At 48.1% G+C, this 15633-nt stretch carries 17 protein-coding genes, 1 tRNA gene and 1 pseudogene; 14 read left to right on the forward strand and 5 right to left on the reverse strand.

Annotated elements, in window-relative coordinates; translation table 11 throughout:
- The first annotated feature begins 97 nt into the window (after positions 1 to 97).
- The 3 genes from gltX (at position 98) to BST96_RS13290 (ending at position 3626) form a co-directional block, all read left to right on the forward strand.
- On the forward strand, positions 98 to 1585 hold the full coding sequence (gene gltX, locus BST96_RS13280; protein ID WP_085759172.1) for a glutamate--tRNA ligase: 1488 nt from the start codon (positions 98 to 100) through the stop codon (positions 1583 to 1585).
- A gap of 122 nt (positions 1586 to 1707) precedes the next feature.
- The gene (locus tag BST96_RS13285; protein ID WP_085759173.1) at positions 1708 to 3462 is read left to right on the forward strand and encodes a type IV pilus assembly protein FimV; all 1755 of its coding nucleotides are present in this window, start codon (positions 1708 to 1710) and stop codon (positions 3460 to 3462) included.
- 88 nt (positions 3463 to 3550) lie between these two features.
- Positions 3551 to 3626: transfer RNA gene (locus tag BST96_RS13290), tRNA-Ala, on the forward strand.
- An 81-nt stretch (positions 3627 to 3707) separates the two neighbouring features.
- On the opposite strand, the pseudogene BST96_RS21485 reads toward BST96_RS13290, so the two are convergent.
- The 4 genes and pseudogenes from BST96_RS21485 to BST96_RS13310 all read right to left on the reverse strand — a co-directional run.
- Positions 3708 to 3902 (reverse strand): annotated as a pseudogene (locus BST96_RS21485) (tyrosine-type recombinase/integrase); the annotation flags it as partial.
- Between the two features lie 92 nt (positions 3903 to 3994).
- Positions 3995 to 4321 carry a HepT-like ribonuclease domain-containing protein gene (locus BST96_RS13300; protein WP_206045340.1) on the reverse strand — a complete coding sequence of 109 codons (327 nt, stop codon included), beginning with the start codon at positions 4319 to 4321 and terminating at the stop codon, positions 3995 to 3997.
- A complete protein-coding gene (locus BST96_RS13305; RefSeq protein ID WP_085759175.1) occupies positions 4318 to 4602 on the reverse strand; it encodes a nucleotidyltransferase family protein in 285 nt (94 codons plus the stop codon). The genes BST96_RS13300 and BST96_RS13305 overlap by 4 nt, the downstream gene beginning before the upstream one ends.
- A 13-nt stretch (positions 4603 to 4615) precedes the next feature.
- Positions 4616 to 4828: a helix-turn-helix domain-containing protein gene (locus tag BST96_RS13310; protein ID WP_206045341.1), complete on the reverse strand. Its 213-nt coding sequence runs from the start codon at positions 4826 to 4828 to the stop codon at positions 4616 to 4618.
- 214 nt (positions 4829 to 5042) lie between these two features.
- On the opposite strand from BST96_RS13310, the gene BST96_RS13315 reads away from it, so the two are divergent.
- The 8 genes from BST96_RS13315 to BST96_RS13350 all read left to right on the forward strand — a co-directional run bounded on the left by BST96_RS13315 (position 5043) and on the right by BST96_RS13350 (position 13710).
- Positions 5043 to 5549 (forward strand): hypothetical protein, encoded by a 507-nt coding sequence (locus BST96_RS13315; protein WP_085759177.1) that lies wholly within the window; start codon positions 5043 to 5045, stop codon positions 5547 to 5549.
- An 844-nt stretch (positions 5550 to 6393) separates the two neighbouring features.
- Positions 6394 to 7596, forward strand: a complete 1203-nt coding sequence (locus BST96_RS13320) for an efflux RND transporter periplasmic adaptor subunit (protein WP_085759178.1) — start codon at positions 6394 to 6396, stop codon at positions 7594 to 7596.
- Between the two features lie 25 nt (positions 7597 to 7621).
- Complete coding sequence (locus BST96_RS13325; protein WP_085759179.1) at positions 7622 to 10777, forward strand: efflux RND transporter permease subunit; 3156 nt, start codon at positions 7622 to 7624, stop codon at positions 10775 to 10777.
- 33 nt (positions 10778 to 10810) lie between these two features.
- The gene (locus BST96_RS13330; protein WP_085759180.1) at positions 10811 to 11431 is read left to right on the forward strand and encodes a LysE family translocator; all 621 of its coding nucleotides are present in this window, start codon (positions 10811 to 10813) and stop codon (positions 11429 to 11431) included.
- A 35-nt stretch (positions 11432 to 11466) separates the two neighbouring features.
- The gene (locus tag BST96_RS13335; RefSeq protein ID WP_085759181.1) at positions 11467 to 11934 is read left to right on the forward strand and encodes an OsmC family protein; all 468 of its coding nucleotides are present in this window, start codon (positions 11467 to 11469) and stop codon (positions 11932 to 11934) included.
- 109 nt (positions 11935 to 12043) lie between these two features.
- Positions 12044 to 12283, forward strand: coding sequence for a type II toxin-antitoxin system Phd/YefM family antitoxin (locus BST96_RS13340; protein WP_085759182.1), 240 nt, complete (start codon positions 12044 to 12046; stop codon positions 12281 to 12283).
- Positions 12280 to 12708, forward strand: a complete 429-nt coding sequence (locus tag BST96_RS13345; protein WP_085759183.1) for a type II toxin-antitoxin system VapC family toxin — start codon at positions 12280 to 12282, stop codon at positions 12706 to 12708. Before BST96_RS13340 ends, BST96_RS13345 begins: the two co-directional genes overlap by 4 nt.
- A gap of 804 nt (positions 12709 to 13512) precedes the next feature.
- A complete protein-coding gene (locus BST96_RS13350) occupies positions 13513 to 13710 on the forward strand; it encodes a hypothetical protein (RefSeq protein WP_085759184.1) in 198 nt (65 codons plus the stop codon).
- Positions 13711 to 13763: 53 nt separating this feature from the next.
- On the opposite strand, the gene BST96_RS13355 is transcribed toward BST96_RS13350, so the two are convergent.
- Complete coding sequence (locus tag BST96_RS13355) at positions 13764 to 14603, reverse strand: substrate-binding periplasmic protein (RefSeq protein ID WP_085759185.1); 840 nt, start codon at positions 14601 to 14603, stop codon at positions 13764 to 13766.
- 173 nt (positions 14604 to 14776) lie between these two features.
- On the opposite strand from BST96_RS13355, the gene BST96_RS13360 reads away from it, so the two are divergent.
- From BST96_RS13360 to BST96_RS13370, 3 genes are read left to right on the forward strand one after another with little or no spacing between them, the layout of a single operon-like run.
- Positions 14777 to 15025, forward strand: a complete 249-nt coding sequence (locus BST96_RS13360; protein WP_085759186.1) for a hypothetical protein — start codon at positions 14777 to 14779, stop codon at positions 15023 to 15025.
- 17 nt (positions 15026 to 15042) lie between these two features.
- Entirely contained in the window at positions 15043 to 15258 is a 216-nt protein-coding gene (locus BST96_RS13365) for a TIGR02450 family Trp-rich protein (RefSeq protein WP_085759187.1), read from the forward strand.
- 21 nt (positions 15259 to 15279) lie between these two features.
- Positions 15280 to 15615, forward strand: coding sequence for a Fis family transcriptional regulator (locus tag BST96_RS13370; protein ID WP_085759188.1), 336 nt, complete (start codon positions 15280 to 15282; stop codon positions 15613 to 15615).
- Positions 15616 to 15633 lie beyond the last annotated feature (18 nt).

Raw genomic sequence — 15633 nt, forward strand, 5'->3', positions numbered from 1 at the left:
AATCAGCCCTATCGCTCCTTAAGGGGGTGAGAAATCGTCCTTCAGCCCGTATAATCGTGCGCCTTAAGTAAACGATAGTAAAGAGAAAAATCCCGCCATGACCGTACGCACCCGTATTGCACCGTCCCCAACCGGCGATCCTCATGTTGGCACCGCCTATATTGCCTTGTTTAACCTGTGTTTTGCCCGTAAGCATGGTGGCCAGTTTGTATTGAGGATCGAAGATACCGACCAGACCCGCTCGACCCCTGAGTCTGAGCAGGCGATCTTCGATTCATTGCGCTGGATGGGGCTTGAATGGGATGAAGGTCCGGATGTTGGCGGTGAATATGGCCCCTATCGCCAAAGTGAGCGCAAGGGCATGTATGCCGAGTATGCCGAGCAACTGATCGAAAAAGGCCATGCCTTTCGCTGCTACCGCACCTCAGAAGAGCTCGATGCGCTTAGAGCTGGCTTGAAGGAACAGGGCTATAACCGGGCCCTTAAACCCTATGACCTTGAATTACCCAAAGACGAAGTGGCAAAACGAGAGGCGGCCAATGCTCCTTACGTTATTCGCATGAAGGTACCGATGGAAGGCAAGGTTGATATCGAGGATATGTTAAGGGGCACCATGGAGCTGGACTGGGCTCTGGTCGATGCGCAAATCCTGCTGAAATCTGATGGTATGCCGACTTACCATCTGGCCAATGTGGTGGATGATTATCTGATGAAAATCACCCATGTGCTGCGTGGTGAAGAGTGGATTAACTCGGCCCCTAAACATAAATTATTGTATGAATATTTTGGCTGGGATATGCCACAGCTCTGCCATTTACCCCTGCTGCGCAATCCCGATAAATCCAAACTCAGCAAACGTAAAAATCCAACCAGTATCTTGTACTACCAGCGTATGGGGTATTTGCCCGAAGCTCTGGTGAACTATCTGGGCCGGATGGGTTGGTCCATGCCCGATGAAAGCGAGAAGTTTACCCTGCAACAAATGCTGGACCATTTTGATATTCAGCGCGTCAGCCTGGGCGGCCCCATTTTTGATGTTGAGAAACTCAGCTGGCTAAATGGCCTATGGATACGCGAAGACCTGAGCCATGAGCAACTGGCAGAGCGTTTACATGATTGGGCCCTAAATAAGGATAATCTATTAAAAATACTGCCCCACGCCCAACAGCGAATGGAAACCCTGAGCGACTTTGCACCGCTGGCGGCCTTTTTTGCGTCAGGCATGCTGCCGATTAATGCCGACAGCTTTGCGAGTTTAAAGCTGCAAGATGACGACCTGGTGCAAGCCCTGCAATTTGCCTTGTGGAAGCTTGAAGCTCTGCGTAACTGGGAGCGGGATGATATTTTTGCAGCTATGAAAGCCGTGGCCGATAGCCTGGATATCAAAGTCAAAGACTTCTTTGCGCCACTGTTTATCGCGATTGCTGGCACCACAGCCTCCGTATCAGTGATTGACTCAATGACCCTGTTAGGCCCTGATATGTCGCGGGCAAGAGTGCGCTATGCCATCGACCAGCTCGGCGGCGTTGGCAAGAAAAAGCTGAAGAAGTTGGAAAAAGCCTATGCTGCACTGCCCAGCAGCTAAGGGCTGGTGATAGCTAGGGGAAAATCTAGGACATTTTCACACTGCGAAATCTAGCTGTTGGGCTATGCTTTGCATACGGAAATAACTATTAAGTCGTAGTCACATAGTCAAAGGATAGCCAGGTGCTTTTTCGACATCCCAACTACAGAGGGGCGCAGTCAGTAGTCGCCCGTATTATCAGAGCCGCAGCACTTTGTGTGGGCCTTTTGGCGTCTACCTATGCCCATGCGCTTGGCCTGGGTGAGCTGCGTTCCAGCTCCTTTCTTGGGGAGCCTCTGGTGGCGACGATTGATGTGTTACTCGAGGGGGAAGACTATGGCCCCGACGATATTAAAGTACGCCAGCTTAACAGTGTAGAATCGAGCAAGCTCGGCATTGACCTGGCTGGTTATCAATCCTTTTACCGCCTGACACCCATTACCCGCAATGGCCGCTTAATCATTAAGTTAACCAGCTCAGAGCCCGTGCGGGAACCGTTTTTAAATATGCTGGTGGAACTGAAATGGCCAACAGGCACCGTCTATCGTGAGTACACGGTATTTTTAGATCCGGTGACTTTGCGCCCGTCTGCCGAACCTGCACCCCAGCCGCAAGCTACCAGCCCGGTAAAACCCACTGTCACGCCAGAGCCCAATAGCCGCTTGCAAGCCGGTAGTGGAACCTACCGTGTGCGCAGCGGCGATAGCTTGTCTAAAATTGCCAGCCGTCTGGTAGAGGGCACTGATACCTCCCGTAGCAATATGATGCAATGGCTGCTGCAAAATAATCCTCGGGCCTTTATCAATGGCGAAATGAATCGTTTATTAGCCGGAGTCCAACTTAAGCTCCCGGCAGGTAATGAGGCCAAAGATATTAGCCCCCGGCCCGCCGCACAGCCCAGGCCCCAACCTGTGGCAGCAGCCCCAAAGGCGGCACCACAGCCTGCACCACCAGAGCCAGAGACTAAGCAGCGGCTCACCATTGTTACCCCTATGGCTGATCGGGCCGCAGTAGCAAAGGGCAAAACCGCCGAGACCGATAATCTCGAAGCCTTGCAAACACAAATGGCAGTCACTAACGAGGTGGTTGAGCGCCTGCGCCGCGAAAATGAAGCGATGCGTCAGCGATTAATTGCTATTGAGAAATCTGGCTATGTGACCTCCCTGGAGCGTTTAGTCCTGCTAAAAGAACAGGAAATATCGACCTTAGAGGAAAGGTTAAGCCAGTCGCCAGCAGTAGCTCCTGCCGCTGAGCCGGCAGCGCCGGAGCCAACAGCCGCTCCCACGGTAGAGCCCGCCCAACCAGCTAAAGACTCATCCAGTACGGTACAGCAACTGTGGTTGGCGATTATCTTACTAGTGACTGCTTTGCTGGGTATGCTGTTTTTTCTACTGCGCTGGCGCTCACAGTCAAGCCCGGTAGCCGCAGCCGCTGCTAGCGAAAATACACAGCAGGAAAGCGAGTTGCTGCAAGAGTTGGACGACATTATCGATGCCCAGAGCGCCTTTGATGTTACCGCCAATACCGCCGCATCCGCCCCCGAGTCCAGTGGCAGCAAAGATGTCTTTGATGCGATAAACCAACCTCCGTCGAACCGCTTTGACCGCCGCCCCGATGATATCGTTAAACAGAGTATTCAAGCCAAAACCCAAACCTACAGCCCACCCCAGCTGCAAGAGAGCGACAAAACCTACCATGACGAAGTCGATGAACTGATCTCAGATGCTATTGAAGCCGCCAATCGAGGGGCCTTCGATGTGGCCGAAGCCCTGCTGGTAGCAGAGCGAACCCACCAGGCCCGTGACCCTAGCGGTGACCGAGGTGAAATTGATTCCCGCATTGAATTGGCGCTGGAATTTGTAGAACAGCTACGCCAGGGTCAGCATTCTGCTGGATAATCGTACAAGCCGTTGAATTGCTAAACTTTTTCCCAACAATTGTTGACAATAAGGGCCTCCCTACTTATGATGCTGCCTCCCAAATTCAGGGGCTATAGCTCAGCTGGGAGAGCGCAACACTGGCAGTGTTGAGGTCAGCGGTTCGATCCCGCTTAGCTCCACCATATTCAGAACCCTCGTAGGTTAGTAACCGCGGGGGTTTTGTCATTTTGGAGCATTCAAAAATGCTCTGCCAGATTTAGTAACTAATCCCCAGCGTGACAAATACGTGACAAAACACCATCGAGCTTTGACACGGAGTCACTTCGGTTTATGGGGACCAAATGCCCGTACTCTTCCGTTTGGGTGATTGATGCGTGACGCATGCAGTCTTTCACCAAGTAAATAGAAACGCCTGCCTGAAGCAGCCAGCTACAAAACGTATGCCTTAACGCATGAGGAAAGAGGTGTGGTGCACCGGCCTTTCACTTATGAATATAAGTTCCGGTGGGAGAGACCAGTTAACCTTCGGAATAGGAGTTAATTATTTAAGTTAAATAGTAAGCAGGACTTTTTTAAGTGCGGGTAAGTCCTGCTCCACAACTGACCACACAGCATCACAATCAATACCTAAATAATCGTGAACTAAAATATTTCGGAAGCCAGCTATTTCTCGCCAGGGAATGGAAGGGAATTGGGATTTTAACTCATCTGACATACGCTGGCTGGATTCAGCCATAATCTGTAGATTGCGAATAACGGCATCCTGAACCAAGGTAGATTGATAAAATGCCTCCTTGTCATTACCGATATAGTCCAGGACCCGGTCAATACAAGTCAGCATATGCTCTACATAGACTGCATCGTCCTTGTGACTCACAGGGGCTGAGCCTCCTGAACAATTTTTCCACGTAACTTTGGATGCAGTGCCTTTTCTGTCACAACATCGACTTTACGGTTTAAGAGTTCAGAGACATCCATCAAGAAGCCACCCAGAGCTAATCCTGAACGGCCAGATTGTAGCTCCACCAGTAAATCAACATCACTATCTGGCCCGGCATCATTGCGTGACATAGAGCCGAACACGCGGACATTCATCACGCCCCGTTGGTTGGCAATATCTAATATTTCTTGCCGGTGATTATGAATAATGGAATTCATAGTAGCTGCCTTTTTATTCCTCTATACAGACGCAGTTATTACCTTCAAAGCGAACCTTACCAGAAGAGAGTAGGGCTTGCTCAAGTGCCTTGGCAGTATTGGTTTGTGCGCCGCGGCCTTTCTCGAAATTAGAAACGGTATTTGGCATAACCTTAGCTTTATCGGCCAATTCTCTTACAGTCCAGTCTAGTCCGACACGGGCCATTTTACATTGCTTTGGGGTCAAAATGATATCCTGTATCAATATTTTGATATAAATAATTGATTCATTGAGTTGCTTCACTTATGATACAGCGTATCGATTAATTGATATAGAGACGTACTTATATTTAATCGATCACTGTCATCTCTACCTGAGCTGGTTTATCAATGCGCCCATCTGGCGAGTTCGCACCTCACCAGACGGACGACTTACCACAACCGATACAGGAGTATCCGTTATGATCGACAAAGATTCTACACAAGCGACATCCCAGGTGTCTCCCCACTATAAAAAGCTGAGCCATCCTTTGGTTCATACTCCTAGCTCTTATTCATACTTTGACTGTCTGGATGTCTTGGACAATGCAGCAAACCTGCTGGATTTATTTCGACATCTAGATCTGGAAGAAAACGGTGAGCATGGCGGATTGTCTTCGGGGGCAACATGCGCACTATTTAATCTGGCTAAAATGCTGGAAGATACCTTGGAGTATGTAGGTCACAATCTAGACAATGCATGGCGGCAAAAGGAAGGGCAGGGCTCCATTAAAGAGTTACAACATTCTGTCTTTTTAAAAGCCCTACAACAATCAACTGGTGATAAACGAACAGAGGTATGCAGCAAAATCGCTTCTCTCCTGAATGTAGCCAGTACCGATGTTGAAGTATTCCTGGGAATGGTTGAGCAGAAAGACAATGGTGCTAACGAGATTAAAGAACCCGCTGGCGTCTATCTTGTTCAATAGGCGGACAGTGGTTTCAAATCCTCCCCTCTCTGGGTGTTGAGTTAACTCAACACCCAGAGAGGGGACCCAAAGGGGCCCTGACTACCGAGCCCTTGCAGCGTTTGCTCTGCTGATTACTGCGAGACCCAGCTCCGCGTCACTGCAAAAAAATGCAGTGACACGGAGCGCGAACCCTTACGGTATCTGGTCTACAGAAACCTTTCTGACATGCCGAAAGCATTATGGGGGGCTCTTTCCCTGATTTTTCCGATAATACAAACTCGATGTGTGGCTACTGCACTTTCAGTAGTAAACCAGCCCGAAAGGGCTTTTCAAGTTGGCTTATGCAACAGCAATAAGCGGCTTATCACTTAACAGAGGAGGAATGCCTAGCAAAAAAGAGTAAAACTGTCTGATGCGTGAAAACTAAACAGGGTCGTATCCATCCGGAAATTGGCGTTGTTGATTATGTCATTATTCAGGTTTTGTGGGATTGGTGTCCCGAGACATTAGCAATCCGTATTATCGATTGTTATCCAGCCGCCGTGGTGTCTGGGTAGTCATTAACACTAACCTAAGCCTCTAACACCTATCGGTTTTATCCATTAGCGACTGTTCTGAACGGTTGATTGTCTGTTCAGAGCAGTCATTGAAATTATGGCGTCTGATCAAAACAGTCGTGATTGGAAAAAACAGTAAAACAGACCTGGCCGGATCGTAGAAGATGCAAATACCTTGCTCAAAGTGTTGTAGCAATGAAATTAAGCCCGTGAGCCTAAAAAATACATAGGTGGGGTGGGGTTTTATGCACTTTAAGTGTCTTACTTTAGATAGATGGACTCCCGATAAGGTAGGAAAGAAAAAGATGAAACTTACTTCAAAATATGTTGCTCCCTTAGCGCTAGTGGTGTTGGCGGTAACAGTCAGTGTGGCAATGAATCAATTCAAACCGGCACCTCCCAAACTTGAGTCGCCGGATACCGCATTACCGGTAGAAACCTTTAGCCCTAAAGAGCGGGTTGTTCAGTTTCATATTAATACGCAGGGTACGGTTGAGCCACGCACCCGTACCACTCTGGTTTCTGAGGTCTCTGGTCGGGTTGAATTTGTTGCTGAGCAATTTGTGAGCGGGGGTGTGGTCAAACAGGGTGATGTTTTGTTGCGGCTCGATCCCAGTGATTATCGAGTAGCCCTGCACCGGGCCGAAGCCGAGCTGGCCAGTAAAAAAGCCCAGTTTGTTTTGGAGCAGGCCAAGGCAACCCAAGCCAAAAAAGAATGGCGGCTGACTGGCCAGCCTTTAAACAAAGCGCCGGTGCTGGCCCTGCGTCAGCCTTATCTGGACGAGGCGCGAGCCAATGTACAAAGGGCTGAGGCAGAGCTACAACAAGCGCAAGTCAAGTTGGCGAGAACCCGCATTCGTGCACCCTATGATGCGATTGTTGTAGACAAGCTGGTTGATGTGGGGCACTACGTCAGTACCGCTACAGAAATGGGCGAAGTGTTTGCGGTTGACCGCGTCGAAGTACGCCTGCCATTGACCGATAGTGACTTGGCTCTGATGGGCTTGTCCCTGCCGATGGTCGCCAGCGACTTGGCGGTAACCCCTTTGCCTGTGCAGCTAAGCGCGACGGTAGCGGGTAAATCACAACAGTGGCAGGCAACCATTGTGCGCTCTGAGGGTGTTGTAGACACCCGCAATCGCTCCCATTACCTGATCGCCAGTATCACCGACCCCTATGGTTTAAAATCTGCGCGGCCCACAGCTTTGGTTATTGGCAGCTTTGTTAACGCCCGTATCCAAAGCCCACAACAGCATACCCTGTTTGTTGTTCCCCGCAATGCCGTACTTGAAGGCAGCCAGCTGGCGCTGGTTGATGCGCATCAGCGCTTGCACCTTCAGGGAGTTTATGTGCAGCATCGAGACGACCAGTTTGCCTATATTGCTAGCGGTATCGATGAGGGGCAGTCGATAATCGTTAGTCCTGTTGGCCTGCCGATTGAGGGTATGAAGGTGAAACCGGTTGCGCCCCCGAGCATAAGCATGAGGAAGATGCCGCGCTGGCTTTGACGCCCAAATCTCCAAGGTCTGTGTTATGAAGGCTGAGGGGCATGGGTTAATTGGTTGGTTTGCCAATAATCCAGTGGCGGCCAATCTACTGATGTTACTGATTGTTGTAGCAGGGCTGCTCTCAGCCCAAAGTATCAGCAAAGAGATGTTCCCCCAAGCCGAAACAGGCAATATTCAAATTACGGCCAGCTATCCCGGTGCGGCTCCGATTGAAGTGGAGACAGGGGTGATCTTGCCGATTGAAGCGGCGCTTCAAGGTGAAAAAGGTATTAAGCAGATACGCTCAACAGCAAGCCGCGATATGGGATCGGTGGTGTTAGAGTTGGAAAGTGACGAAGACCTGAATGAAGTACTGGGCAGGGTAAAAAACCGGATTGATGGTATTGTCAATTTCCCCGAGCATTTAGAGAAGCCAACGATAAACAAAGAGGAGGTCTTCAGGTTTGTACTGAGCGTTAATGTGGCAGGTAGTTTGGAGCGCAAGGCGCTCAAGCGTTTGGGGCAGCAGGTTCACGACGAGTTGCTAGCCTTGCCAGAGATAAAACGCTTGATGTTGTGGGGCGTGGAAAATGACGAAGTCGCCATCGAAGTGCACGAGCAACAGCTGCGTGAATTTGACCTCACTCTCAACGAGGTAGCTTCAATACTCCGGGCCTCCTCGTTTGACCTACCAGCGGGAATGATCAGGGCTCGGGAAGGCCATATTATGGTTCGCACTCAGGGTAAGGCCTATACCGCCGAAGATTTCTCTGCTCTGGTGCTACGCAGTCATAGCGATGGTACAGAGCTGCGTTTGTCCGACGTAGCTACTGTGCGTGACACGCTAGTGGAAACCAATGGTCAGGTACGCTTCGATCAACAATCAGCGGTAAGCATTGGGGTGTTTGCACTGCAAGGTCAGAGTCTGTTGGCTATTGATCAGGCTGTAGTCCGTTATGTTGATAATAAACGTTCCAATCTGCCTGAAGGTGTCAGTCTGGATACCAACTTCCAGACCGCGTTCTATTTGCAAGGGCGTTTGGATATGATGCTGAATAATCTGGCGGTGGGGGCGCTGTTAGTCATGATAGTGCTAAGCCTGTTTCTCAACCTGTCTGTTGCCGGTTGGGTCATGCTTGGTATTCCGGTAAGTTTTTTAGGTGCGCTATGGTTGATGCCTGTTAACCCCTTTCCAGTGAATATAACTATTCCCAGTTTGTTCGCCTTTATACTGGTGCTAGGTATCGTGGTGGATGATGCGATAGTGATTGGCGAAAGTATTTATGCGCAAACTCGACGACAGGCTGCCAACAAACCCGAGCTGCGTGCAAGCGTTGATACGGTTATCCGCGGCACCAGAAAAGTGGCCGCTCCCGCCACTATTGGTGTACTAACTACGGTAGCCGCCTTTGTGCCGATGTTATTTGTTGGCGGTACCATGGCGCCCATGCTGGAAAGCATCGCAGTGGTGGTGATTTTGTGCCTGCTGTTTTCATTGATCGAATCCAAGCTAATTTTACCCGCTCATTTGGTAGGTATGTCGACGAAGATCAATACTTCGCCGCGCTTTAGTTGGCTCAACAGCTGCCAGCGAGGCACTCAAGTGTTGCTTGGCAAACTGATTGAGCGTGGCTATCGTCCCTTGCTAAGCAAAGCTATAGTTTATCGCTATACCGCGCTTGCCGCTTTTTTGGCTTGCTTGTTAATTGCCATTAATGCGGTGCGTAGTGGTTTAGTCGCTTATGAATTTTTCCCCAATGTCCCCGGCGATATGGTGATGGCAGATATCGTTATGCAGGAGGGGGCTTCGCGTGACCGGCGAGAGCAAGTTCTGCAAGCGGTGGAGCAGGCTGCCTATCGAGTTAGTGAGAGGCATCAACAACAATATCCGCAGGAACCGGTATTACTGGAACATTTATTACTCTATAGCCTGGATGATAACAGTGTACGTTTTAACGCTTCCTTAAATCGCTCAGAACTTAGAAGTGTTAATGCCCCCGAATTTGAAAAGCTGTGGCGGGAAGCCATGGGGCCGCAGGTGGGTGTGAGGCAGCAGCGCTACTATTCTACAAGCAACGCTTGGGGCGCCAAAATTAACCTGTCCCTATCCGGGGCGGATACCTCAGAGTTAACAGCAGCTGGCCGTGAATTACAGAATAAACTGGCAGAATATAAAGGAGTTTATGATATTTATAACTCTCAGGGTATCGGTGGCCGCGAGGTGCAAATCAGCCTGAAGCCCCACGCGCAACAAATGGGTATACAACTGGCGGATGTGGCGAGGCAGGTGCGGCAGGCTTTCTATGGCGAAGAAGTACAACGTCTGCAACGAGGCCCAGATACGGTCAAAGTGATGGTGCGATACCCGCTGGACGAGCGGCGCTCTCTGGCTAGCTTGGAGCGTATGCAAATTCGCGCTGCCGATGGTCGGGCTGTGGATATTAGAGAGGTCGCTAATTTGCACTTGGGGAATACGGTTTCAGCGATTTCCCGGCTAGACCGTAAGCGCACGGTTACCATTACGGCCGATGTGGATTCGGAGCTGGCACAAAGTGGCAAAGTGATTAATGAAATAACGACGGAATTTATTCCGCAACTGTTAAAGCGTTACCCCTCAGTGTCTTTTGGTCTGGGTGGGGCTAGCTTGGAGCAGCAAACCTTGATGAAGCGAATGATTATTGGCTTTATCGCGTCGTTGTTTTTTATCTATTCACTGTTGGCTATTCCCTTGCGCTCTTATGTGCAGCCGCTGATTATTATGGCGGCGATTCCTTTTGGTTTTATCGGTGCGCTAATCGGCCACAGTCTATTTGGGGTTTCCTTTAGTTTGATGTCACTGTTTGGCTTGGTCGCCTTGGCTGGCGTGGTCGTCAATGACAGCCTGATTTTGGTGGAGTTTACCAATCGTGCCCGCGCCAAGGGCGACTCGGTGGAGGCGGCTCTAGTTAAGGCGGGAACCCAGCGTTTTCGAGCGATTGTACTGACGACCCTGACCACCTTTGCGGGTTTACTCCCCATTTTATTTGAGCGCAGTTTACAAGCGCAATTTGTTATCCCCATGGCGCTGTCGTTGGGTTTTGGTATTGTCTTTGCAACAGCGATTACTTTGGTTTTAGTGCCTTGTTTATATCGTTCGATTGATGACTTGCCCAAGTTTAGTCGGGGAAAGGTTGTGAGGCCAATGGATGGAGTGCCTGACTAGGTTATGTGTACTCTAGCTAAGAGGTAGTCCGGCATGACAATAGAAACGGGAATTCTATTTTTTACTGCCATTCTGATTTTTGCGGTTACACCAGGACCTGGGGTTTTTGCTGTACTCGCCCGTTCTTTGGCTTTTGGGGTTCATCGTAGCTTGGCAATGATTATAGGTATCGTGATTAGCGATATCGTATATTTGCTGATGGCATGCAAAGGGCTATCGTATATTGCAGAAAACTGGTCGCAAGTATTCACTATTATACGGCTGGCCGGTGCAGCCTACCTGATTTATCTGGGTTGGAATATATGGAATACCCCAGTGACTTTTTATCTGGATGAAAAGCCAACAAATCAGGCGAACGATCATATCAAGTCATTTTTACAAGGCTTTCTGATTTCGGCCTCTAACCCGAAAGTTATCCTGTTTTATCTGGCCTTTCTTCCTACTTTTATAGATTTAAGCAATCTTACTGGCTCAGATTTATTACTGATGGGGTTTCTGACATTTGCTGGGCTTTTTTTGTCGCTAATCATTATATCGACAGGTGCAGCTGCGGCCAGACAGTATTTCCAGTCGAAATCGGCAATAGGTCGTCTCAATAAAACGGCTGGAGCAACCATGATGGGTGCGGGTGCTTTTCTTGCTTCCCGCCAATAAGTTTTATCGTTATCAATACAATCCAAGGAGCTATTATGTCTGAATATACCGCCCAAGTAAGCTGGTCACGCGCTGAAGATGAAAAATACCTCGACAATAAATACAGCAGGGCGCACGAGTGGCATTTTGATGGTGGAGTAACTGTCCCCGCATCATCATCGCCCCATATAGTGCCTCTACCTTACTCGGACGAAAACAGTGTAGACCCAGAAGAGGCTTTTGTTGCAGCGCTATCTAGCTGCCATATGCTCTTTTTTCTTTCTATTGCGGCCAGGCAATCCTTTATTGTGGATAGTTATATTGATAATGCCATGGGAGTGATGGCCAAGAATGAAGAGGGCCAGTTTGCTATGACTAAGGCTACATTATCACCGGTAATCCAATTTTCAGGTGATAACCAACCCTCACTTGAGCAAATTGACAGGATGCATCATGAAGCCCATGAGCAGTGCTTTATTGCTAATTCAGTAAAAACTGATATTACTATTCAGGCGGGTGCTTAATGATGGAGTATCTGGCAAGTCTCTATTGAACAGGCTGCTTCAATATATTGGCCTTGATTTATTATAACTAGACTAGTATTCTGGTCTGGTAATGTATGGAGGAATAATCATGCTCGAAGAAATCGGCTCTTATGACGCCAAGACCAAGCTGCCTGAGATACTTCGCCGAGTGGAGGCGGGGGAATCTTTTACGATAACCAATCGCGGTAAGCCCATTGCTGATGTTGTGCCAAGTCGTGCCACTAGTCGCCAGAAGTGCAAGACTGCCATTTCCAACATCAAAAAAGCCAAGAAGTATGAAGTGTCTGATTCGGAGCTTAAGGATATGATGGAATCAGGCCGGAAATGACGGATTTCGTTTTAGATAACTCGGTCGCCATGCGTTGGCTATTGAATACGAAAAAGGCAGCTGACCAGCAATATGCATTAGATGTTCTGGATAGCTTGGTAGATGGAACTGCTATCGTGCCTAGCTTGTGGCACCTTGAAGCGACCAATGTGTTGCTGTCGGCAGAGAGGCGCGACGAGATTGGTCTTGGTGAAATTGAAGGCTTTATCTCTCAACTTGAAAACCTTTCAATTCAAACCGATACGATGACCTCGCATCATGCTTTTAATCGAACATTGACACTGGCGCGGGCTTATAAGTTGAGCAGCTATGATGCTGCTTATTTGGAGCTGGCTATTCGTGAGGGCTTGCCCTTAGCCACTCTGGATAAAAATCTGGTAAAAGCGGCTGTTAAAGCAGATATTGAGATACATCTCAGGGAGTAATGTTTGATAACGGGCGGCCAATATAGTCAAGGAATTGCCAGGGTGCGCTATGCTCAAAGCCTGGAATCTCAAAACTGATATTCGCGTGACAAATACGTGACAAGCCACCTGCACAAAAGCGCCTTTTGCTGATTAAACGTGACCAAATTGCACAGAAGCCAGTTTTTTAAGTGATTGAAAAATAAAGAATTTTAAGCATTATGAAATTCTAATATGCCTCTGGCAGTGTTGTACCCTCCGGGCATAAAAGGTCAGCGGTTCGATCCCGCTTAGCTCCACCACTCTTTTGTAGATAGCAGTAGTAAGTCAAAACCCTCGTCCGGCTAACCGCCACGGGGGTTTTTGCTTTTGGTCTGTAAGCATATTTCTAATTTCCCTCTCCGTATTTTGCTATCAAGGCTCCTGCTCGACCAAGGCGGTTTTTTATGTCGTTTCAGCAGTGCTCAAGTGGTGCTGAGTTCGACTATTGTTTTTAGTGCTTTTAAAAGCGCAGCTCATGGTGGGGTTGGGCTCAGTCGAGAGCCCTATAAAGCTGAGGTTTAATTTATTCGGTTTTAAAATTTAAACTGCGAAGAAATATAATGATTTTTTTAGCATAGCTGCCGTTTTATGCTTTGCACAGACAACATTGTGCAGGAGATCTGGTAGATAGTGTGATGACTGCCGCTATTTGAAGTTATCAGGCTGGTATTGCAGCTTGCTATCGCGTTGAATAGAAATATATCAGCAAAAATAGCGTAAATTTTAAATATTGGACTAGACTAAAGCTACATTATTTTAGGGTGAAGTGGTAAAGGTAGATCGATGAAAGCATTAGCCAGTATGGCCGTTAAATTTAAGTCAAAAACTTCCGGTGGCAACGGTTCTGTTGCCGTCAAGATAGATCAAAATAGTGCCTGGGAAAAACCGCCAGAAGTGTTGGTTAAACAGCGCCCGGTTAGCGAGCAGGTTAAGCCTATGGTGGCAGAAGATAGCCAGTATTTTGAGCTTGGGTATAACTAATAGTTAGCTGAATATCGGTATTTTAAACTGTGGGTGCTGTGCTGCCCTCACGCTTAGTTCCCCGTATTATCTTTAGCAATCTGCGTAACACAGTCAGGGTTTTCCACTTTATCGGTAATTTTAAGGTGGGGGACTAAGTCCGGTGCATCCATCCCCAGCAATAATTGCTCAAGCTTGCCGTTATTACTCAATTTTTTATTGGTCAGGAAGTAGTCTCGACAGAGGCTGGCAGCCTTTTTTTCGCCCAGAGTTTGGCTGGAGAACGCGATATAAATATTTAATGTATCAATCTGAAGCAGCCGTTCAATTTCAACCTCAAATTTTTCACTCCAGACATGATCAAAGTATAAGGCGCCAATGGCAAAATCAATTTTACCTTTTGCCAGGGCCTTAAACAGAAACTCGTTGCGGGGATAGTAAAAGACATTGTCGGCCTGACCGGCGGGTTGTTTTTCTACCCGTACTAAACCGACCCGGTAATTGGCTAAATCCCTGGGCGTTTGTATGGTTAAATCCCTTGAAGCCAACTTATAAATCGACAGTGGAATATTACCAACCGGCGCTGGGCTGACGTAAGTATCAGGTGGGGGCTGTATCGATTGTGTGGAACCTATGGTTAGTGCCATTACATCCGCCTTACCTGTTTTTAAACTGTGCAATGCTCGGGTATATAGCAGCGCTTTATAGTTGACTGGCACCGCCATATCATCAAACACCGCGCCCATTAGCTCTCGACTAATACCCTGGGGTTTGCCCTGGTCGTCGATATAGCTCCATGGTTTGCCTGCTGCTGTGACGATGACCTTGAGGGGTTCTTCAGCTTGAGCGCTGGCAGTACTTGCGAGAGTGAATAAAAGAGCTATTTGCACGGTGAAGGTGTATAGATATGACATAAGTGTGATCGGCACTGTTGAGTTGTCAGTTTCTTTAAGTAAAGCAGATTTAGCGGGATTTTAAAATATAACCCGGTTTTCTAGTCGGCAGGCCTTTCGTGGGGGGCTTCTGTCATAAAAATACTTAGTGTATATTGCGGTTTCATTCATTGATGTTTCCAGGACGACCTGCCATGAAAAAGTTTATGTTATTAATTGCCATCGCCTTATATTTTCCTGCTCTGGCCTCCGCGGTTGATTACGGTAAGTTGGCTGACTCTGTCGACAAAGAAAAAGCTGCTGGCTCTGTTGATGGGGCCAAATTAAAAGACGCTGTCGAGGGTGATAAGGTCGACTATAAGAAGGCGTATGACTCAGTCGATAAAGAAAAAGCGGCGGATTCCATTGATAAGAAAAAGGCTACAGAAGCACTGATGAAGTAATATACCGTCGAAATCTTTTGAAGACTATTAACCCTAAAAAACTCTTAAACAGTAAATGGACCTCGGTATCACCCGCTAAAAAAGAAAAACATTTTATCGTGACCGAGGTTGAATTTGATGAAGAGGGTATCGTTGTTCACTGCATGATTGAGGCGGTTATCTCCAAGCGCTCAAGCCCTATTGAATGGCGAGCGTTAAAAGATTCCAGGCAATGGCTGTATGGCTGGAAGTAGCAGGCTAGCAGTACTGGAAGTATGAAAAAAACCGATAAGAAAATAGATAAGGCTATTATTGCCGCGTTGACGGATGTCTGCGATATAGCTCTGGCTGAGGTGGCCGGTTTTCAGTGGCTTACCCATCGGGTTGATTATAAAAGGTTTCCGGGTTCCCTGCTGGTTGTGTGTGTCTTCGCTAGCAAGGCCGAGCTGTCAACGGCGATAGAGCTAGGCAAAGACCATTATCTACGGCAATTAATCAAAGAAAAGCTACAGCCTGTTATTCCTGTTAAAAATGCGGCTTATCAACTGAAGTTTGATACGGAAGAAGCCTGTGAGTTGGAGCATGGCGGCCAATGGAGCCAGCGTTTGTAGTTCGATAGCTTACTGTTT

The sequence above is a fragment of the Oceanicoccus sagamiensis genome (genome assembly GCF_002117105.1).
In the GTDB taxonomy this organism is placed as follows: domain Bacteria; phylum Pseudomonadota; class Gammaproteobacteria; order Pseudomonadales; family Dasaniaceae; genus Oceanicoccus; species Oceanicoccus sagamiensis.